General features: G+C 38.2%; 13 protein-coding genes and 1 tRNA gene. 10 read left to right on the plus strand and 4 right to left on the minus strand.

All coding sequences use genetic code 11. The annotated features are described in order from the left end of the window. Nucleotides 1-52 precede the first annotated feature (52 nt). Together C9J35_RS02485 and C9J35_RS02490 are read left to right on the plus strand one after the other, a co-directional pair. Nucleotides 53-124: transfer RNA gene (locus C9J35_RS02485), tRNA-Glu, on the plus strand. 471 nt (nt 125-595) lie between these two features. Then, nucleotides 596-3,376, plus strand: coding sequence for an S-layer homology domain-containing protein (locus C9J35_RS02490; RefSeq protein WP_107923302.1), 2,781 nt, complete (start codon nt 596-598; stop codon nt 3,374-3,376). A gap of 368 nt (nt 3,377-3,744) precedes the next feature. On the opposite strand, the gene C9J35_RS02495 is transcribed toward C9J35_RS02490, so the two are convergent. The 3 genes from C9J35_RS02495 to C9J35_RS02505 are packed head-to-tail and all read right to left on the minus strand — an operon-like array spanning nt 3,745 to nt 6,613. Then, nucleotides 3,745-4,542, minus strand: coding sequence for an ABC transporter ATP-binding protein (locus C9J35_RS02495; RefSeq protein ID WP_054767222.1), 798 nt, complete (start codon nt 4,540-4,542; stop codon nt 3,745-3,747). A gap of 14 nt (nt 4,543-4,556) precedes the next feature. Next, a complete protein-coding gene (locus C9J35_RS02500; protein ID WP_107923303.1) occupies nt 4,557-5,612 on the minus strand; it encodes a FecCD family ABC transporter permease in 1,056 nt (351 codons plus the stop codon). Beyond that, nucleotides 5,612-6,613: a FecCD family ABC transporter permease gene (locus C9J35_RS02505; protein WP_107923304.1), complete on the minus strand. Its 1,002-nt coding sequence runs from the start codon at nt 6,611-6,613 to the stop codon at nt 5,612-5,614. The genes C9J35_RS02500 and C9J35_RS02505 overlap by 1 nt, the downstream gene beginning before the upstream one ends. A 178-nt stretch (nt 6,614-6,791) precedes the next feature. Here C9J35_RS02505 and C9J35_RS02510 point away from each other — a divergent pair, with 178 nt between their 5' ends. The 5 genes from C9J35_RS02510 (at nt 6,792) to C9J35_RS02530 (ending at nt 11,603) form a co-directional block, all read left to right on the plus strand. After that, entirely contained in the window at nt 6,792-7,772 is a 981-nt protein-coding gene (locus C9J35_RS02510) for an ABC transporter substrate-binding protein (RefSeq protein ID WP_107923305.1), read from the plus strand. Nucleotides 7,773-7,955: 183 nt separating this feature from the next. Next, nucleotides 7,956-9,170 (plus strand): diaminopropionate ammonia-lyase, encoded by a 1,215-nt coding sequence (gene dpaL, locus C9J35_RS02515; protein WP_054767223.1) that lies wholly within the window; start codon nt 7,956-7,958, stop codon nt 9,168-9,170. 170 nt (nt 9,171-9,340) lie between these two features. Continuing rightward, nucleotides 9,341-10,102: a MerR family transcriptional regulator gene (locus tag C9J35_RS02520; protein ID WP_107923306.1), complete on the plus strand. Its 762-nt coding sequence runs from the start codon at nt 9,341-9,343 to the stop codon at nt 10,100-10,102. A 74-nt stretch (nt 10,103-10,176) separates the two neighbouring features. After that, on the plus strand, nt 10,177-10,626 hold the full coding sequence (locus C9J35_RS02525) for a TraR/DksA C4-type zinc finger protein (protein WP_054767224.1): 450 nt from the start codon (nt 10,177-10,179) through the stop codon (nt 10,624-10,626). 50 nt (nt 10,627-10,676) lie between these two features. After that, nucleotides 10,677-11,603 carry a dipeptidase gene (locus tag C9J35_RS02530; RefSeq protein ID WP_107923307.1) on the plus strand — a complete coding sequence of 309 codons (927 nt, stop codon included), beginning with the start codon at nt 10,677-10,679 and terminating at the stop codon, nt 11,601-11,603. Nucleotides 11,604-11,619: 16 nt separating this feature from the next. On the opposite strand, the gene C9J35_RS02535 is transcribed toward C9J35_RS02530, so the two are convergent. Further along, nucleotides 11,620-12,540, minus strand: a complete 921-nt coding sequence (locus C9J35_RS02535) for a 1,4-dihydroxy-2-naphthoate polyprenyltransferase (RefSeq protein WP_107923308.1) — start codon at nt 12,538-12,540, stop codon at nt 11,620-11,622. Nucleotides 12,541-12,999: 459 nt separating this feature from the next. Here C9J35_RS02535 and C9J35_RS02540 point away from each other — a divergent pair, with 459 nt between their 5' ends. From C9J35_RS02540 to menH, 3 genes are read left to right on the plus strand one after another with little or no spacing between them, the layout of a single operon-like run. Then, nucleotides 13,000-14,385 carry an isochorismate synthase gene (locus tag C9J35_RS02540; RefSeq protein WP_107923309.1) on the plus strand — a complete coding sequence of 462 codons (1,386 nt, stop codon included), beginning with the start codon at nt 13,000-13,002 and terminating at the stop codon, nt 14,383-14,385. Continuing rightward, nucleotides 14,378-16,102 (plus strand): 2-succinyl-5-enolpyruvyl-6-hydroxy-3-cyclohexene-1-carboxylic-acid synthase, encoded by a 1,725-nt coding sequence (menD, locus tag C9J35_RS02545; protein WP_107923310.1) that lies wholly within the window; start codon nt 14,378-14,380, stop codon nt 16,100-16,102. The genes C9J35_RS02540 and menD overlap by 8 nt, the downstream gene beginning before the upstream one ends. Then, a complete protein-coding gene (gene menH / locus C9J35_RS02550; protein ID WP_107923311.1) occupies nt 16,090-16,899 on the plus strand; it encodes a 2-succinyl-6-hydroxy-2,4-cyclohexadiene-1-carboxylate synthase in 810 nt (269 codons plus the stop codon). The genes menD and menH overlap by 13 nt, the downstream gene beginning before the upstream one ends. The last annotated feature ends 52 nt before the right edge of the window (nt 16,900-16,951 follow it).

The raw sequence follows: 16,951 nt of genomic DNA on the forward strand, positions 1-16,951 counted from the left end.
GTGTAGGTCGGGTAACCGGCGCGAGGGTTCAAATCCCTCCTTCTCCGCCATTGGCCCCTTGGTCAAGCGGTTAAGACACCGCCCTTTCACGGCGGTAACACGGGTTCGAATCCCGTAGGGGTCATACCAAAAAGCAGTAGATGTAAAATACATCTACTGCTTTTTTTTTATGATGCTTTTTAAATCTAATACAATAGTTGCTCTATAAACGCCTCGTTTGTTGTTCCCAATCCAAGTCATTGTCATATTGAGTGGTAAATTCGGTAAAGCGTTTCAATTTTTCTCCTTAACTTTTCCACCGACTATTATCTATTAGCAAGAGTCGTTATGAGATTTGTTTATTGTGAATGTTAGGTGTAGTTGTACTAAATATTATCCTTAATAAGAAAGCTTTTAACAATTGTTTAATCAAAAGTTGATTCTTATGATCATCTTCTTTGTCAATCCATCTCAAAATATTTCTATTTGCTAATTGTTTACTATATAATTAGACAAATATTCCATGGTAAAACTCGATAATATTGGTATATCCTTTGGAATAAATCCATCTTTCTTTTATAATAGAGATGAATAGAATTAATAGGAGGTTATTAATGTGAAAAAAAAGCAAAGTAAATGGATTGTGAGTACAGCATCTGCTGCCTTAATTGCGACAGCTGTTGTTCCTACTGCAAGTGCAGCCTCCTTTACAGATATTGCAAAGAGTGACCATAAAGAGGGAATTTTAGCACTAGCAGATGCAAAAATTGTAGGTGGATATACTGACGGTACATTTAGACCCAACGCTACTCTTACACGTGGTAATGTCACTAAATTTTTAGGGAAATGGCTTGTATCAGAACACTATCAAGTGCCAGCAGATTACAATAAAAAAGTACGTTTTACAGACTTGCAGCCTGCATCTACAAAAGATAAAGAGTTACTACAATATGCAGCACTTATATACGATACTGGTATTTCCAAAGGTACTAATAACAAGTTATCGCCTTCCGAAAATATTACACGTGAACAAATGGCTTCTTATTTAGTAAGTGCTATTGAAACAGTTTATGATATCGATTTAATTGCGAAGTATAAAGAAGAAAACTATAAATCTTCTATTACAGATTTAAAAAATACCTCAATAGAAAATCGTGAGGCAGTTATTGCACTAGAGTATGCAAAGATTACAAACGTCAAAGCATTTAATCCAGCGAACACATTAACACGTGGCCAATTTGCATCTTTTTTACATCGTACTATGACAAATATCGATGATATGATAAAAGAACATGCTTTACTCATCCAAACGGTTAAAGTTGTAGATGCCAATACACTACAAGTTACATTAACAGATGGGACAAGCCATAAGGTAACATTAGCAACGCCACTTACTGAAAATGTGGAGACAAAGGTAGATTTTAAAATTAACGATAAATCCTATTCAGCTGTTGTTACATATGAAGTCAATGAGCTAAAGGTGCAATCGATTGAGGGCATCAACGCCTCTCAAATCAAAGTTGTTTTCAACCTAGCAATTGACCCGCTCTCTGTAGTAAAAGCAGATGGAAAATTACAGGATAATATTGTGGCTTTCTCTAATGTAGATACTTTAAGAGCACTATCAATTGTGAAAACAGAAATTAGTACTGATAGAAAATCAGTCATCTTTACAGTAAATGAGCCATTAAAAGGTACACATCGTTATGTGTTAAATAACATCAAGTCTGAAAAAGGCTTACTGCTTACAAAAACTGATGCAAATTTTGTCGTTGCTGGGGATTCACAACCACCTACTATTCTGGGAACAACGCAAGGAAACAACTCGTCAATCGTAAAAGTCCAGTTTTCCGAGCCGATGGCAGCATTCCAAAATGAACGCATTCAATTTACATTACCAAATGGAACAAGAGTAATGAATGTAACAGGCAGTATTGAACAAAACTCAACTGAAGCAACCTTTGATTTATCAGCTGCAACAGTGAATGGTAGTTATTTAACACCAGGTACAGCTATGCAGATTACATTCGTAGCGGCTACAGATTTGTCAGGAAATATAATTTCTCCAAACCCTGCCACTGTAACAGTGAAAAAAGGAGATAAGGATGGTATTCCACCAACATTATCTTCTGTCACACAAACTGGTCCAAATACATTCCAGTTACTATTCTCAGAAGAGATTCAACCACTTTATGGATATGATCTTTTAATTAAAAGCGGACAGACTTCTTTATCCGTGAACAAAATAGAGAAAGATCCTAAAAATGGTCGCTTAATCAATGTGACGGTTGATCCAAAAAATATACTTCAAGGAATTACTACTATTGGAACAGCAGCTGGTCGTGTCATTACCGACTTATCAGGTGAAGCGGCCACTTTCTCAACAGTGTATAACTTTATAAGAGATGATAAAGCGCCTGTTTTAATAAGTTCTGAAATTGTTTATGAGGATAATGTTGAATATTTACAATTAACGTTGGATAAACCTGTCCAGTTAGGATCTTACGCAAAAGCTTCATTTACGGGAAGCTATATGAATAATCACATTTTGTATGAGGTATCAAGAGGATCTCAAGGTGATATTCATACCGTAAAAGATCAACCTACAAAATTACGTGTTAAAATTGCAGGTCTGCTAGGCCCTTACGATACAAAGGGAGCTCTTTACGATGGCAAACTAACTTTATTTAATGTTACAAATTTATACGGTGTGCCTATTAATGAAGTGCAAAATGTAAAATTCACACGTAATGGTGATTTAAGTGTTAATGGTAATAAACTGGCCTTAACGCAGTACAACCCAATTCAAACATCTGCGACAGATTATTCTATTAAAGATAATAATATTGTTTATTTAAACTTCAATTATCCTGTTGATCCAGCACTTGCTCAAAACGTGCAAAATTATAGTATTGATAATGCTCAGGTAGAAAGTGCAGTTGTAGAAGCATCCAATTTAAATCGTATTAAACTCACAGTGAAAAAAGATTCGAATTATTTTAATGGTACACGAAATTTCACGATTAAAGGCTTAAGAGCAGCAAACTCTATGGAAGCATTCGATGAGGTGAGAACAACAGTTAATCTTAAAGAAAATATTGCACCAAAGGTTGTGACTGTTAATGTTAGCAATTCACAAACATTGGAGGTTGTGTTCAGTGAGCCAGTAATAAACGTTAATAATATGGACTTTAATATTAATGTGAATGGTTCTTCGATAGCAGCAAGTACCTATGCACAAGGCAATGATAGAGTGCTGATTACAATATCTCAGAGTGGATATTTATTTGAAAACGGTAGAAGTGTTACGATACAAGCTTCACCAAGTAATGCTATTATGGATTCTAATGGCAATAAGTTAGATTTCACTTTACAAACAATTACAGTACAAAGATAAATAATAGGGATTCACAAGGCTTTCTGAGTGAAAATATTTGTTTTCTCATAAAGTCAATGACCTGGCGTTGGCCATACTAAAAATGCAGTAGATATAAATCTTATCTACTGCATTTTTTTATGTATAAATCATAACAGAAAGCCCCGATTTTCGTTTTCTCGATCCATTCATGGGCGATAAACGGCGCTTTATTATACTGAACAGTTGGGGGAACTAAAAATTCCTTCTGCTGTTATAGAAAATGACGATAACGCCGTTTTCAAAAGCAAAAGGAATTTAGGGAAATTAATAATCTTATCGAGTGCTGCAAACAACTGGGAAAAGAAATTTGAAACGTTTGTGTAACTTACTTGCTACTGTGTGTTAATTTAATAGATTTTACGTCCCTTACCAAAAGGAATGCATAATGGGGTACCAAAAATCGGGTCTTCGGTCATTTGACATTCAAGATCAAAAACATGCTTCACCAACGAGGTAGTCATGATCTCCTCAGGCTTTCCTTGTTTAAACACCGCACGATCACGAACGGTAATGATGTGATCAGCATAGCGACATGCCAGATTAATATCATGAAGGACCATAATGATTGTCCGATTTTGTTGCTGATTTAAAACGTATAGCAAATCTAACACTTCTATTTGATGTGTTAAATCCAAGTAAGTTGTTGGTTCATCTAATAAAATTATATCTGTATCTTGTGCAAGTGTCATTGCAATCCATGCACGTTGACGTTGACCACCTGACAGCTCATCTACGGGTTTATCTTGAAGATGTTCAACACCCGTTGCTTTTAATGCATTTAACACTATTTCTTCATCTTGTTGTGTCCATTGCTTGCGCCAACTCTGATGAGGATAGCGGCCTTGTTTAACAAGTTGGAGAACCGTTAAACCTTCTGGTGCTACAGGTGACTGAGGAAGAATGGAAAGTTTCTTTGCCACTTGCTTGGTAGATAATGAGAAAATATCCAATCCGTCTAATAGCACAGCTCCATTTTTAGGCTTTAATAATCGAGCTATTGAACGTAACAGTGTGGATTTACCACAACCATTTGCTCCAATTAACACCGTAATCTCATTCATTGGAATAGCCAAATCTAGATTTTCAATGATGTTGGTATCTCCATAACTAAGTGTAAGTGATTTGGTTTCTATAGATTCAGTCATGCAATCTGACTCCTTTATTTTCTAGGGTTTCTAAATAATAAATAGATGAAATAGGGAGCACCAATGGCAGCAGTAAATACACCAGCTGGTACTTCTAACGGGCTAAATGCTGTACGCCCAATAATATCTGCAACCATAACGAGTAATGCGCCAATTGCTGCGGATGTTGGCAATAAAACGCCAAATGATGGACCTACAATACGTCGAGCAATATGTGGTGCCATTAAGCCTACAAAGCCTATAGCACCCGCGAAAGAAATGGCGCTAGCTACTAGACTTGCGCTTAATAATATTAACAAGAGACGTGTTTTTTGGACGGCTTGTCCTAAACTAGCAGCCGTATCATCTCCTAATTCTTGAACATTTAATTGTCGTGTAATAAAGAAAGTGATAAGAAGGAGCCCTCCAATCAATGGAACAATTATTTGTACCTGTTCCCAGTCTGCACTTTTAACGCTTCCTGTTATCCACTTATTTGCCTCACTTGCTTGATAAATAGGACCAATAATCATCAACATGGTGGTAATGGCTTGCATAAAAGCTGAAACACCAATACCTATCAAAACCAGGCGGTTTGGTGTGACACCATCTTTCCAAGCGAATAAATAAACGATAATGCCAACAAATGTTGCTCCGATAAATCCTGCGAGTGGTAGCCATTCAATACTGACTGTTAAGGAATGATTGGCATCACTAAATAAGGCTAAAAAGCCAACTACTGCAGCTCCACCACCTGCTGAAATCCCAATTATATCTGGAGAGGCTAGTGGGTTTTTAATAATCCCCTGTAAAATAGCACCTGCTACCGCTAAAGCCATACCTGCAAAAGCAGCAATGAAAATTCTAGGCAATCGGAAATCAACAATAATTAATTGATCGAACTCGGAACCCTGACCGATAAAGGCTTGGAATACCTTAACTGGATTAATGAAAGAATCACCCAATGAGGCACTAAAGAAGAAAATAATTACGGCTATAAGGTTTATCACCGTGATTTTCTTAGAGGCTTTCACATCAAGCAAAAAGGAAATTTTATTTTGTAATAATCGAATGGTTTTTAAGTGCTTCATTATTTTTTCTCCCCTTTTCGCGCTAGGTAAATAAAGAAGGGTGTGCCGATTATTGCTGTCATGACGCCTACAGGTACTTCTTGTGGCATAATGATATAACGCGCTGCTACATCGGCTAATAATAGAAGTATTCCGCCTAATAGAGCGGCCATTGGGATAAGCCAACGATGGTCTGTTCCAACAAATTTTCGTGCAAAATGAGGAACGACAATCCCGATAAAACCTATAGGCCCAGCAATTGCAACTGAACCACCGGCTAATAAAATAACAATAACACCCACAGCCATTTTCATGAAGCCTAATGGTAAACCTAATCCTCTCGCTACATCATCTCCAAGGGCAAGGACGTTCATTTTGGAAGATATCAGTAAAGCACCAATCCAACCAATGACCAAATAGGGTAGTACCGATAGCAGAATTTCTAATTTTCTACCTTGTACAGAACCAGCTAACCAAAATAATACTTGATCGAGCTCTGCTTCGTTAGTTGCAAGCAGGCCCTGGGTAAAAGAAGCAAATAATGCACTGACAGCTGCTCCAGCTAAGGTTATTTTGACTGGTGTTACGGCGTCTCTACCAGAAGAGCTAATACCGTAAACAGACAGTGCCGCAATTGTGGCGCCTAAAAAAGCAATCCATGCAAAGGATTGCAAATGAGATATATGGAAAAAAATCATCGCAAACACGACTGCAAAGCCGGCTCCTGCATTAATTCCCAGGATCCCAGGTGAGGCTAAAGGATTCTTGGTCAAAGTCTGCATCAGTACACCTGTAATAGCTAAGGAAGCTCCCACGCAAGTAGCTATGAGAGCTCTGGGAATACGAACATTTTGAATAATAATATGTTCGTTAGAATGATTAAAATGAGTAAAAGATTGATAAGTAGTTTGAATGGAGGTATTTGCATAGCCATATACAATACTTATACCCATACAAAGCAGTAACAATAGTGTTCCTACTATTAATGCAATAGTTTTTGAAAAATTAGTTTTTAAAATCATATGAAGTCAAACTCTTTCCTGAATAGATTGTCATTACATATAAACAAAATTATTAAATATTTATTGACAGTAAAAGATTCATACAATATTATTAATATCGTTCTCAAGTAGGTGAAATTGATTCTCATTATCGTTGAATCTGCTTAAACATTCTATCATATACATTGGGGGAAGAAAAGTGCAAAAAGCATTTCAAAAGTTACTAGTATTGCTTGCAGTGATGGCACTATTTGTTTTAGCTGCATGTGGCAATTCTAAGGAAAACACTAAAGAAGAGAGCACAAATGACAGTAAAACATATAGTGTTGAACATTCAATGGGCACAACTGAAATAAAAGACACACCAAAACGTGTTGTTGTATTAACAAACGAAGGAACAGAAGCTATTTTAGCGTTAGGTATGAAGCCTGTGGGTGCAGTACAATCATGGACAGGTGACCCTTGGTATGATCATATTAAGGATCAAATGGATGGTGTTGAAGTAGTCGGCATTGAACATGAAATTAATATTGAAAAAATCGCTTCATTAAAACCTGATTTAATCATCGGTAATAAATTAAGACAAGAAAAGGATTATGCAAAACTAAGCAAAATTGCGCCAACTGTTTTCTCAGAAACATTACGTGGAGATTGGAAAGAAAACTTTAAGCTTTATGCAAAAGCAGTAAATCAAGAAACTAAAGGTGAAGAAGTTTTAAAAGCATACGATGACAAACTTCAAGCTGTTAAAGAGAAGTTAGGCGACAAAACAAATCAAGAAGTATCATTCGTTCGCTTTATGACTGATAAATCTCGAATTTATTATACTGATTCATTCTCAGGTGTTGTGTTTGATGCTCTAGGCTTTAAACGGGTTCCAGCACAAGAAGAATTATTTAAAAACAATGCTAAATTAGGTAATTTAGCGATTGAAGTAGGAAAAGAAGTAATACCAAAAATGGATGGCGATGTAATTTTCTATTTCACTTATACACCAACGGGAGACGATTCAGCATTAGCGACTGAAACAGAATGGACACAAGATCCTCTTTGGAAAAACTTATCTGCTGTACAAAAAGGAAATGCCTACAAAGTTGACGATGTCATATGGAATACAGCTGGTGGTATTCTTGCAGCGAATATAATGCTGGACCAAGTTGAAGAAATTTTTGTCAAATAACATTGACAAAATAACTTACTAAAATTGAAATGCTATACCTCATCTATTGTCGATGTAGGTATAGCGTTTTTTATTTAAAAGTATTAGAAAAGTTTAATTACCTATTATATGGTTTTATGGTATTTTGAGTTTGATATCTATTTAAGCTAAGATGATGATAGAACAAATATTAGGAGGATCTAGATGGATGACAAAATAATGTGGGTTGCAAATCAACAATATCATTTACAGGAGAACCTAGAACAAGTAGGACATCTGCTGCATAATTTTACGATGGAACAGGTGAATCGCGTCGGGAGATTTCATCGTTCCTATGAGAAGTTTGAAATGACTCCATTACATAACTTAGATACGTTAGCTTCATTTGTAGGAGTCCGTAATATTTTTGTGAAGGATGAGTCTTATAGATTTGGCTTAAATGCCTTTAAAGTGTTAGGTGGTATTTATGCGATTGGGCAGTACGTTGCCAAATTATTAGGCAAAAATATTGATGAGCTGTCGTTTGAGGAGTTGAAATCATCTGAGGTAAAGGACCAGTTAGGAGATTTAACGTTTATCTCCACGACAGATGGTAATCATGGACGTGGGGTTGCTTGGGCTGCTAGAGAGCTTGGCTTTAAAGCACGAATTTATATGCCTGAGGGTAGTGCAGCAGAACGCTTACAAAATATTAAGAATGAAGGTGCTTATGCAGAAATTACGACTATGAACTATGATGATACGGTACGTTATACCGCGAAACTTGCGAAAAATAATGGCTGGGTTATCTTACAGGATACAATGTGGGAAGGTTATGAGGAAATACCACTATGGATTATGCAAGGCTATACAACACTTGTAAAAGAAGCGGTGGATCAGCTGGAAAAGCCTCCTACACATGTATTTTTACAAGCGGGAGTAGGGTCTTTTGCAGGTGCGGTTGTGGCTTATTTAACGCAATGTTATGCACAAGAAATTACATTTGTTTTAGTAGAGCCTTATGCGGCAAATTGCTTCTATGAAAGCTTTAAACAAGGAGCACCCCATTATGTAACAGTTGGAGGGGACATGCAAACTATTATGGCCGGGCTTGCTTGTGGAGAACCGAATCCAGTGGCCTGGGAAATTTTAAAAACCTATACGAAGATTGGAATTTGCTGTCATGAAACTGTTGCTGCCACTGGTATGAGAGTGTTAGGTAATGCCATTGGCACAGATCCTCGTATTATTGCAGGGGAATCAGGTGCAGCACCTTTTGGATGTTTTTACGAATTGATGACAAATGAGCATTATACAGAACTAAGAGATGGTGCTTTAAAAATAGACGAGCATTCCCGTGTATTGTTTTTCAATACAGAAGGTGATACAGATGCAGAAAACTATCGTAATATTATGTGGCATGGTAAATATGCAAAATAGTAAAAGAAGGCATCTCAAAGATAAATTGAGATGCCCTTTTTGTCACCAAGTAATCTTGTAGTAAAATCGCGTATTTGGATATGTCTAAAAAACGACTGAAAATGTTCATTTATTCCCTTGACATTGACGTTGCGTAAAGGTTTAGAGTATGGGTAGTGGAGGTGGAAATGGTGGAATATGCGATACAGGAACTAGCCAATTTGTCTGGTGTCAGTACAAGAACGTTACGCTATTATGATGAGATTGATTTGTTAAAGCCGGCAAGAACAAACGAAGCTGGATATCGATTTTATGGACAAAAAGAGGTGGATTTACTTCAGCAAATTTTATTTTATAGAGCTTTAGATATGAAGTTGGCAACAATTCAGCAAATTTTACGGGCACCTGATTTTCAGCATAAGGAGGCATTAGAAAGTCATCGTATTGCCCTGCTTCAACGAAAAGAGCAACTTGAAAAATTATTGCAGACAGTAGAAAAAACAATTCAATCATTCGAGGAGGAATATCCAATGACAAACGAAGAGAAATTTAAAGGCTTTAAAGAAAAGCTAATCGAGGACAATGAAAAGCAATATGGGGAAGAAATTCGTGCGAAATATGGCAATGACACGGTAGAGGCATCGAATGCTAAAATGAAAAATATGACGGAGGAGCAATTTACTGCTATGCAACAGCTAGAACAGCAATTATTTGAACGTTTAAAAGAGGCAATGAAGATCGGCGAAACAAAAAATGATGTAGCTATGGAGGTAGCAGAGCTTCATAAGCGTTGGCTAAGTTTTTCATGGCCACAATATTCAAAGGAAGCACATGCTGGTTTAGTGCAAATGTATGTCGATGATGAGCGTTTTACAGCCTACTATGATGAGCGTGTAACAGCGGGTGCAACGCAATTTTTACACGATGTAATAATGATCTATTCGAAAAATTAAGCAATTCCTTGTCATGCTTTATGTTTTAGAACCATTATTTTAGGAAAAAATGAAAGCATGAGGAGGAGATTTTTTTGAACCAACAATTTATGGAAAAGTTAAAACAGCAATTAGAGCAAGAATTGCAGGAAATAGAACAACAGCTTGAGGAATCAGAGCGCCCAGAAGCGACAGAATTATCTAATTATGATAATCATCCAGCAGACAATGCGAGTGATTTAACAGATCAGCTAACTGAAATGGCTATCGATGAGCACCGTGGTGATAATGCTGAGGAAATTAAACGTGCACTTCAAGCGATGCAAGACGGAACATACGGCAAATGTGCTGTCTGTGGGGAGGAAATTCCGCAGGGGCGCTTAGAAGCTATGCCAAAAGCAATGACGTGTGTAGAGCACGCGGAGCAAAAAGAAGAAGAGCTAAGACCAGTAGAAGAAGAAGTATTATCAGCATCACCAAAATCGGATGATTTCGTAGAGGTTGAAGAATTTGGCTCATCAGATACACCTTCTGATAAAAATTAATTACAAGTATTCTCTCCATGAGCAGTATAATAGCTGTAAGAGGTGAGGATATGGAAATTATAGATTTACATTGTGATGTATTGATGAAATTAACGGAGTTAGAATTTGCAAAATTTACTAATGATGATCGTTTACATGCAAACAAAGAAAGACTGCAATTAGGGCAAGTCAAAGCACAGGTGTTTGCTATTTTTATTAAACCGGATATCCCACAGAGCTTGAAATTTTTAGAAGTCATGCGTCAAATTGAAGCTTTCCATACGCATGTTTTACAAACCGAAGGCATGGTCCATATAACAGATTGGTCACAATTAGAGACATTAGCTCCATATGAAATAGGCGCTATTTTAAGCTTAGAGGGTTGTAGTTCTATCGGTGAAGACTTAGCAAAGCTATCGGCCATTTTAGATGCCGGCGTGAAGCTTGTTGGACTCACATGGAATGAGGAAAATGCCGTGGCCTTTGGCGCAGATCAAGATGCCAAATTGGGCTTAAAACCATTTGGAAAAGAAGTAGTAAATGTACTAAATGAGCGAGATATTATCGTAGATGTATCTCATTTAAATGAGCAAGGTTTCTGGGATGTCTTGCCACTAGCAAAACATATTATCGCCAGTCACAGTAATGCACGTGCACTTTGTGACCATCCACGTAATTTAACAGATGAGCAGGCCAAGGCACTTGTAGCGCATGGTGGTCATATCCATGTTGTGTACTTTCCTGAATTTATAGGTGTCAATGCGACATTAGAAGATTTAGTGACACATGTGAAGCATCTAGCGAATTTAGTAGGGGTTGAGCATATCGGGCTAGGTTCAGACTATGACGGGATTAATAAGACAGTTCAGGGATTGGCACATGCTGGGGAAGCACAAAATTTACTGGAAGCTTTACGTGAACATTTTTCAGACGAAGAGGTACGCGGTATTGCAAGTAATAATATTCGACAATATGTAAAAAAAGCAGCAACCCGCTAAGGTTGCCGCACATTTATTAGTAGAAAAAGTAATTTATCAGTAGACCTACTCCTAATAGGAAGCCGAAAATTGTATTTGTTTGCGCTGTATACTTCATCGCAGGCATTACTTCTTTGGCTTCTTTTTTGTCGCGGAAAATTTGGATGGCACGAAGCGGTTTCGGTACGCTTAGGAAAATAATAAGTGCCCAAAAGGTAATACCGTCAATTGCTACTAGTGCAAGTACCCATAAGTACGACACGATGAAAAAGCCAGATAATACAGAAATAGCACGGTCACGACCTACTAAAATAGCAAGTGTTTTACGACCACCTTCTGTATCGCCAACGATGTCACGAATATTATTTGACAGCATGATGCCACCAACTAAAATCATACTTGGTACTGACAGTAAAATCGCATCAAGTGTTACTGTAAGCGTTTGAATGTAAAAGGCGATTAAGACAATACCCATTCCCATAACAGCACCAGAAACTATTTCTCCAAACGGTGAATAGGCAATTGGATAAGGCCCACCAGTATATAAAAAACCAATAAGCATGCAAACGAGTCCTACGGCGGCAAGCCACCAAGAAGTTGAGGCACAAATATAAATGCCAAGAAGCATCGCTATAGCATAAAAGCTTAAGGCAATCATCATAATCGTTTTTGGCCGGACACCATGACGAACGATCGTGCCGCCAATACCAACAGAGTGTTCATTATCAAGTCCTAGTTTGTAATCATAGTATTCGTTGAACATATTAGTTGCTGCTTGGATGAGCATACTTGCAATCAGCATAGCAAAAAATAGTCCGAAATTAATTGTTTCTTTATCAATTGCGAGTGCAATCGCAGTTCCTAAAAATACTGGAACGAATGAAGCGGTTAAAGTATGTGGTCGTGTTAAATGCCACCAAACTTTAAAACCCCTATCAGCTTCAATGACTTTGGTCATAAGGTCTTTCTCTCCTTCAACTATTGTAGACTCTTCTTATTTTATACGAAGAAAGAGAAAATGGATAGGTTCACAGCTTATTACATACTGTTCAGTTGAAAAAAATGATACAATAGAACATGCATTTATGAACTGGAAATATAAGAATACGAGCGTCAAATAGTGAAAGACGACTATTTTAGCGTATTAAACATGATTCAATGGATGTCTAAATGCCAATGACTCATGTTAAAGTCCGGTATCGTTCCAGACAATTTGTATGTTTTTTGCGATAGCTACTATGGTAACATCGTTAAATCGCTAGGTGCTGTGTCTCTATCGAAATGACCAACATCTTGCTAACCAAAGAACAATTCAAATCTGGACGTATTATTTATCTGTAATGAATAAAAAAAAGGTAGATACTATTACACCGAGGCTATATTAATTATTTACATTGCAACAACGGAGGTAATTTTCATGCAACAAAAGTGGTACCAAACCACAGAAATAGAAGTGGACTCTTTGGGCCAAAACCTTCATTTTTATATGGAAACAATCGAAGTAAGTCGCTTATCGGCGCTAGCATTCTATGCGGCGGGCGAGGAGCGTTATAAAGGTGAACGATTTTATTGGCAAAATAGAGAAAAAACAATGACATTAGTGGGGTTAGGACATGCCCATACGATTCAAAACAACGCCAAAAATGAACGCTTTGACGAAGTGGAGGCGGAGTGGAAGCATTTAACGAAAAATTGTGTGAAGGGGCAAGCGGAGCTACAGCCTATTTTATTTGGCGGCTTTACATTTGATCCACGAAATAATGTGGCTGGGGAGTGGACGGGTTTTCCTGAAGCGTATTTTGCACTGGCAACATATCAGCTTGTTTTGCGTGATGACAAAGCATATGTGAGCATACATCTTATCACAAAAGAAAAGCAGGCAGAAGGCCAATTCGAAGCACTACGTAAAGAGCGTGATCACTTAATTCACGCCGCGCAGGTAAAAGAAGTGAAAACGTATTCAAAACCAGAAATGACAAGTTATTTCGAGCCTTATAAGGAGCCATATCTAGCATCAATTGATCAAGTGACAGCACTGATAAAGGCAAAGCAGGCCGATAAAGTCGTTATTGCACGGTCACTTGCACTACAGTTTAAAGAGCAGGTAGCATCTCCACAAATACTATCGCAAATTATTCATGAACAGCCGGAAAGTTATTTATTTGGATTAGAGCGCGACGAATTATTGTTTTTTGGTGCGTCACCTGAACGACTTGTAAAGGTTGAAAATGGTCATGCGTATTCATCTTGTGTGGCGGGCTCTATTAAACGTGGTAAAACAGCAGATGAAGATGATAACTATGGACAAAGCTTATTAAATGATCCGAAAAATGGTGGCGAACATCAATATGTTGTAGATATGATTGCAGATATTTTCCGTAACAATTGTATCAATGTCAAAATACCAGATGGTCCACGCTTACTAAAAATTAGAGATATTCAACATTTATATACACCAGTTGAAGGTCAGCTAAATAAGGGAGCAACTATTTTGCAATTGACAAAGTACTTGCATCCAACACCAGCTTTAGGTGGTGTGCCGAGACAAGAAGCTATGGCAGCAATTCGTAAATATGAGCCGATGAATCGTGGACTCTATGCTGCACCAATCGGTTGGATGGATGCTGAGGGAAACGGCGAATTCGCAGTGGCTATTCGTTCGGCAGCATTAATAAAGGATAAAGCCTATTTATATGCAGGTGGCGGTATTGTAGCAGATTCAGAACCACAATCAGAATATGACGAAACGTTAGTGAAATTCCGTCCGATGCTTCGTGCGTTAGGAGGACAATTACATGAGTGAACGGAAGATACTAACTGATTATGTTTATAAAATAGTCGCATCATTAGTACAAGCAGGTGTACAAAATGTTGTAGTAAGTCCAGGGTCGCGTTCGACACCACTTGCTTATGCAGTTGCATCAACAAAGCAACTTACTATGTATCGCCAAGTAGATGAACGATCGGCAGCTTTTTTCGCCCTAGGTATTGCTAAAGCTACAGCACAACCTGTTGTCCTATTATGTACATCAGGTACAGCGGCAGCAAATTACTACCCAGCAATCGTTGAGGCAAGTTATGCACGTGTACCATTAATCGTTTTGACAGCAGATCGACCTCATGAATTACGAGAGGTAGGAGCGCCACAAGCAATCGATCAACCCAATTTATATGGTACACATGTCAAGTGGAGTGTTGATTTTCCACTTCCAGATGACGCCGCGCCAACATTGCCATTTATTGAGCGTCACCTTGCTCGTGCAGTTGCCATAGCGACGAGCGCACCATGTGGACCAGTGCACATTAATGTACCGTTCCGCGAGCCCTTGCTTATTGATTTTTGTGAGATGTTGCCGGCAGCATCCTTTAAGCAAAGTAGCATTGCTGAGTTAACACCTTCTCTGGCAACACAGCAGGAGCTGGCGTCCATCTTACGAGCGACGAAAAGAGGCTTTGTAGTTGTAGGTGAGCTTGCTCTAGGTACAGATTTAACTATGTTGTGGGCCTTTATCCGTCAATTGAAGTGGCCGGTAATTGTAGAGAGCTTATCCAATATGCGGACTTCGGTGCCGGAAGATTGTCTACCATATATCATTTCAACCTATGATGCGATCCTAAAAAGTGAAGAATTTAAAGCGCTTGTTGAACCAGAAACAGTGTTGCGTTTAGGTTCACAGCCTGTTTCGAAGTTTATGATGCAATTTATTGCGAAGTCACAGCCACATGCTTATATAGTTGTGGATGAAGATCCGATGTTCCGAGATTCTACAGGTGTATCGACACATTTTATTCATGCAAGTATTGGTGATTGGCTTGTTCGTTTAGATGTTCCTGAAACAGCACTAGAAGCGGAATATTTAGCAGAATGGCAAGATGCCAATGATATTGCACTTGAGTATATCGAACATTATACAGCAGGAGCAATTGATGAGGGAGCGATGGTGAGTCGTTTATTGGACTTCATCCCAAGTGGTAGTGATATTTTTGTTAGCAGTAGTATGCCAATTCGTGATATTGATACATTTTTAATGAAAACAACGAAGGATTTGCGTATTTTTGCAAATCGTGGGGCAAATGGCATTGATGGTGTTGTATCTACAGCACTGGGCTTTAGTCAGGTGAATAATCGTGAAACTTATCTTCTCATTGGTGATTTAGCCTTTCTACATGATGTCAATGGGCTCATTGCATCTCGCTATCAAGAATGTAACATGACGATTATTGTCATGAATAATGATGGCGGTGGGATTTTCTCTTATCTTCCTCAATCGACAGTGGAAGCACATTATGAGGATTTATTTGCTACGCCAACGGCACTTGAATTCCGTGATATTGCACATATGTATGGTATGGAATATATCCGTGTAGAGGACATATCTGAGCTATTATCGAAATTTAGCATAGTGAAAAAACGCCCTTTACGCTTACTTGAAATCTTTACAGATAGAGAAGAAAATGTCTATGCCCATCGTGCGCTTTGGAATCTTATTAACGCAGGGTTAAAAGCATGGCAAAGCTAAACGTTCGAGGCATTGACACACATGTAGAAATATGGAATGAAGAAGCATCGCAAACGCTTGTTGCTTTGCATGGTTTTACAGGAAGTACGGAGACGTGGCGAAATTTAGCGAGTGCTTTGCCTCAAGTACGCATTGTGGCAATTGATTTAATTGGTCATGGTCAAACGGCTGTACCTGAGCACTTTAGCCGTTTCTCCATGCAAGAACAACTGAGTGATTTAGAGGAAGTCTTTCATCAACTACAGCTAGAAAAATTTACACTGTTGGGCTATTCAATGGGTGGGCGTATCGCATTATCATATGCCATTTCCTATCCAACACGGGTAGAGAAGCTCATATTAGAGAGTGCTTCGCCAGGTTTACGAACATCTGAAGAACGTATGGAACGTTGCGAGCGAGATCATGCGCTTGCTGAAAAAATAGCAGCAAATGGTGTGGAATCCTTTGTAAATGCATGGGAAAAAATTGCGTTGTTCGACTCGCAGAAACGTTTACCTACAAGCATACGTCAAGCTATTCGCAAAGAGCGACTCACTCAAAGTGAACACGGTTTAGTAGGAAGCTTACAAGGCATCGGGACTGGCAAGCAACCTTCGAATTGGTCGTATTTAACACAAATGGATTTGTCTGTAGTGCTTATTACTGGTGCGCTTGATGGGAAATTTTGTCGAATCGCAATAGAAATGAAAGCGTTGTTAAAAAATGCGCACCATGTGACAGTAAATGACGCTGGACACGCAATTCATGTGGAAAATCCCGCTGAGTTTGCTACAATAGTAATGGAGAATTTAACGTAATGTTTTATTACGTTCGCGTCTCGATGTGTACGAGGCGAATTTGATAAATTAG

The sequence above is a fragment of the Lysinibacillus parviboronicapiens genome (genome assembly GCF_003049575.1).
In the GTDB taxonomy this organism is placed as follows: Bacteria; Bacillota; Bacilli; order Bacillales_A; family Planococcaceae; genus Lysinibacillus; species Lysinibacillus parviboronicapiens.

What these genes read in the sequence shown, in the direction of transcription:
- dpaL (WP_054767223.1), top strand. Translation starts at nt 7,956, where the DNA reads ATGGATGACAAAATAATGTGGGTTGCAAATCAACAATATCATTTACAG.
- C9J35_RS02500 (WP_107923303.1), bottom strand. Translation starts at nt 5,612, where the DNA reads ATGAAGCACTTAAAAACCATTCGATTATTACAAAATAAAATTTCCTTT.
- C9J35_RS02535 (WP_107923308.1), bottom strand. Translation starts at nt 12,540, where the DNA reads ATGACCAAAGTCATTGAAGCTGATAGGGGTTTTAAAGTTTGGTGGCAT.
- menH (WP_107923311.1), top strand. Translation starts at nt 16,090, where the DNA reads ATGGCAAAGCTAAACGTTCGAGGCATTGACACACATGTAGAAATATGG.
- menD (WP_107923310.1), top strand. Translation starts at nt 14,378, where the DNA reads ATGAGTGAACGGAAGATACTAACTGATTATGTTTATAAAATAGTCGCA.
- C9J35_RS02505 (WP_107923304.1), bottom strand. Translation starts at nt 6,613, where the DNA reads ATGATTTTAAAAACTAATTTTTCAAAAACTATTGCATTAATAGTAGGA.
- C9J35_RS02540 (WP_107923309.1), top strand. Translation starts at nt 13,000, where the DNA reads ATGCAACAAAAGTGGTACCAAACCACAGAAATAGAAGTGGACTCTTTG.
- C9J35_RS02530 (WP_107923307.1), top strand. Translation starts at nt 10,677, where the DNA reads ATGGAAATTATAGATTTACATTGTGATGTATTGATGAAATTAACGGAG.
- C9J35_RS02495 (WP_054767222.1), bottom strand. Translation starts at nt 4,542, where the DNA reads ATGACTGAATCTATAGAAACCAAATCACTTACACTTAGTTATGGAGAT.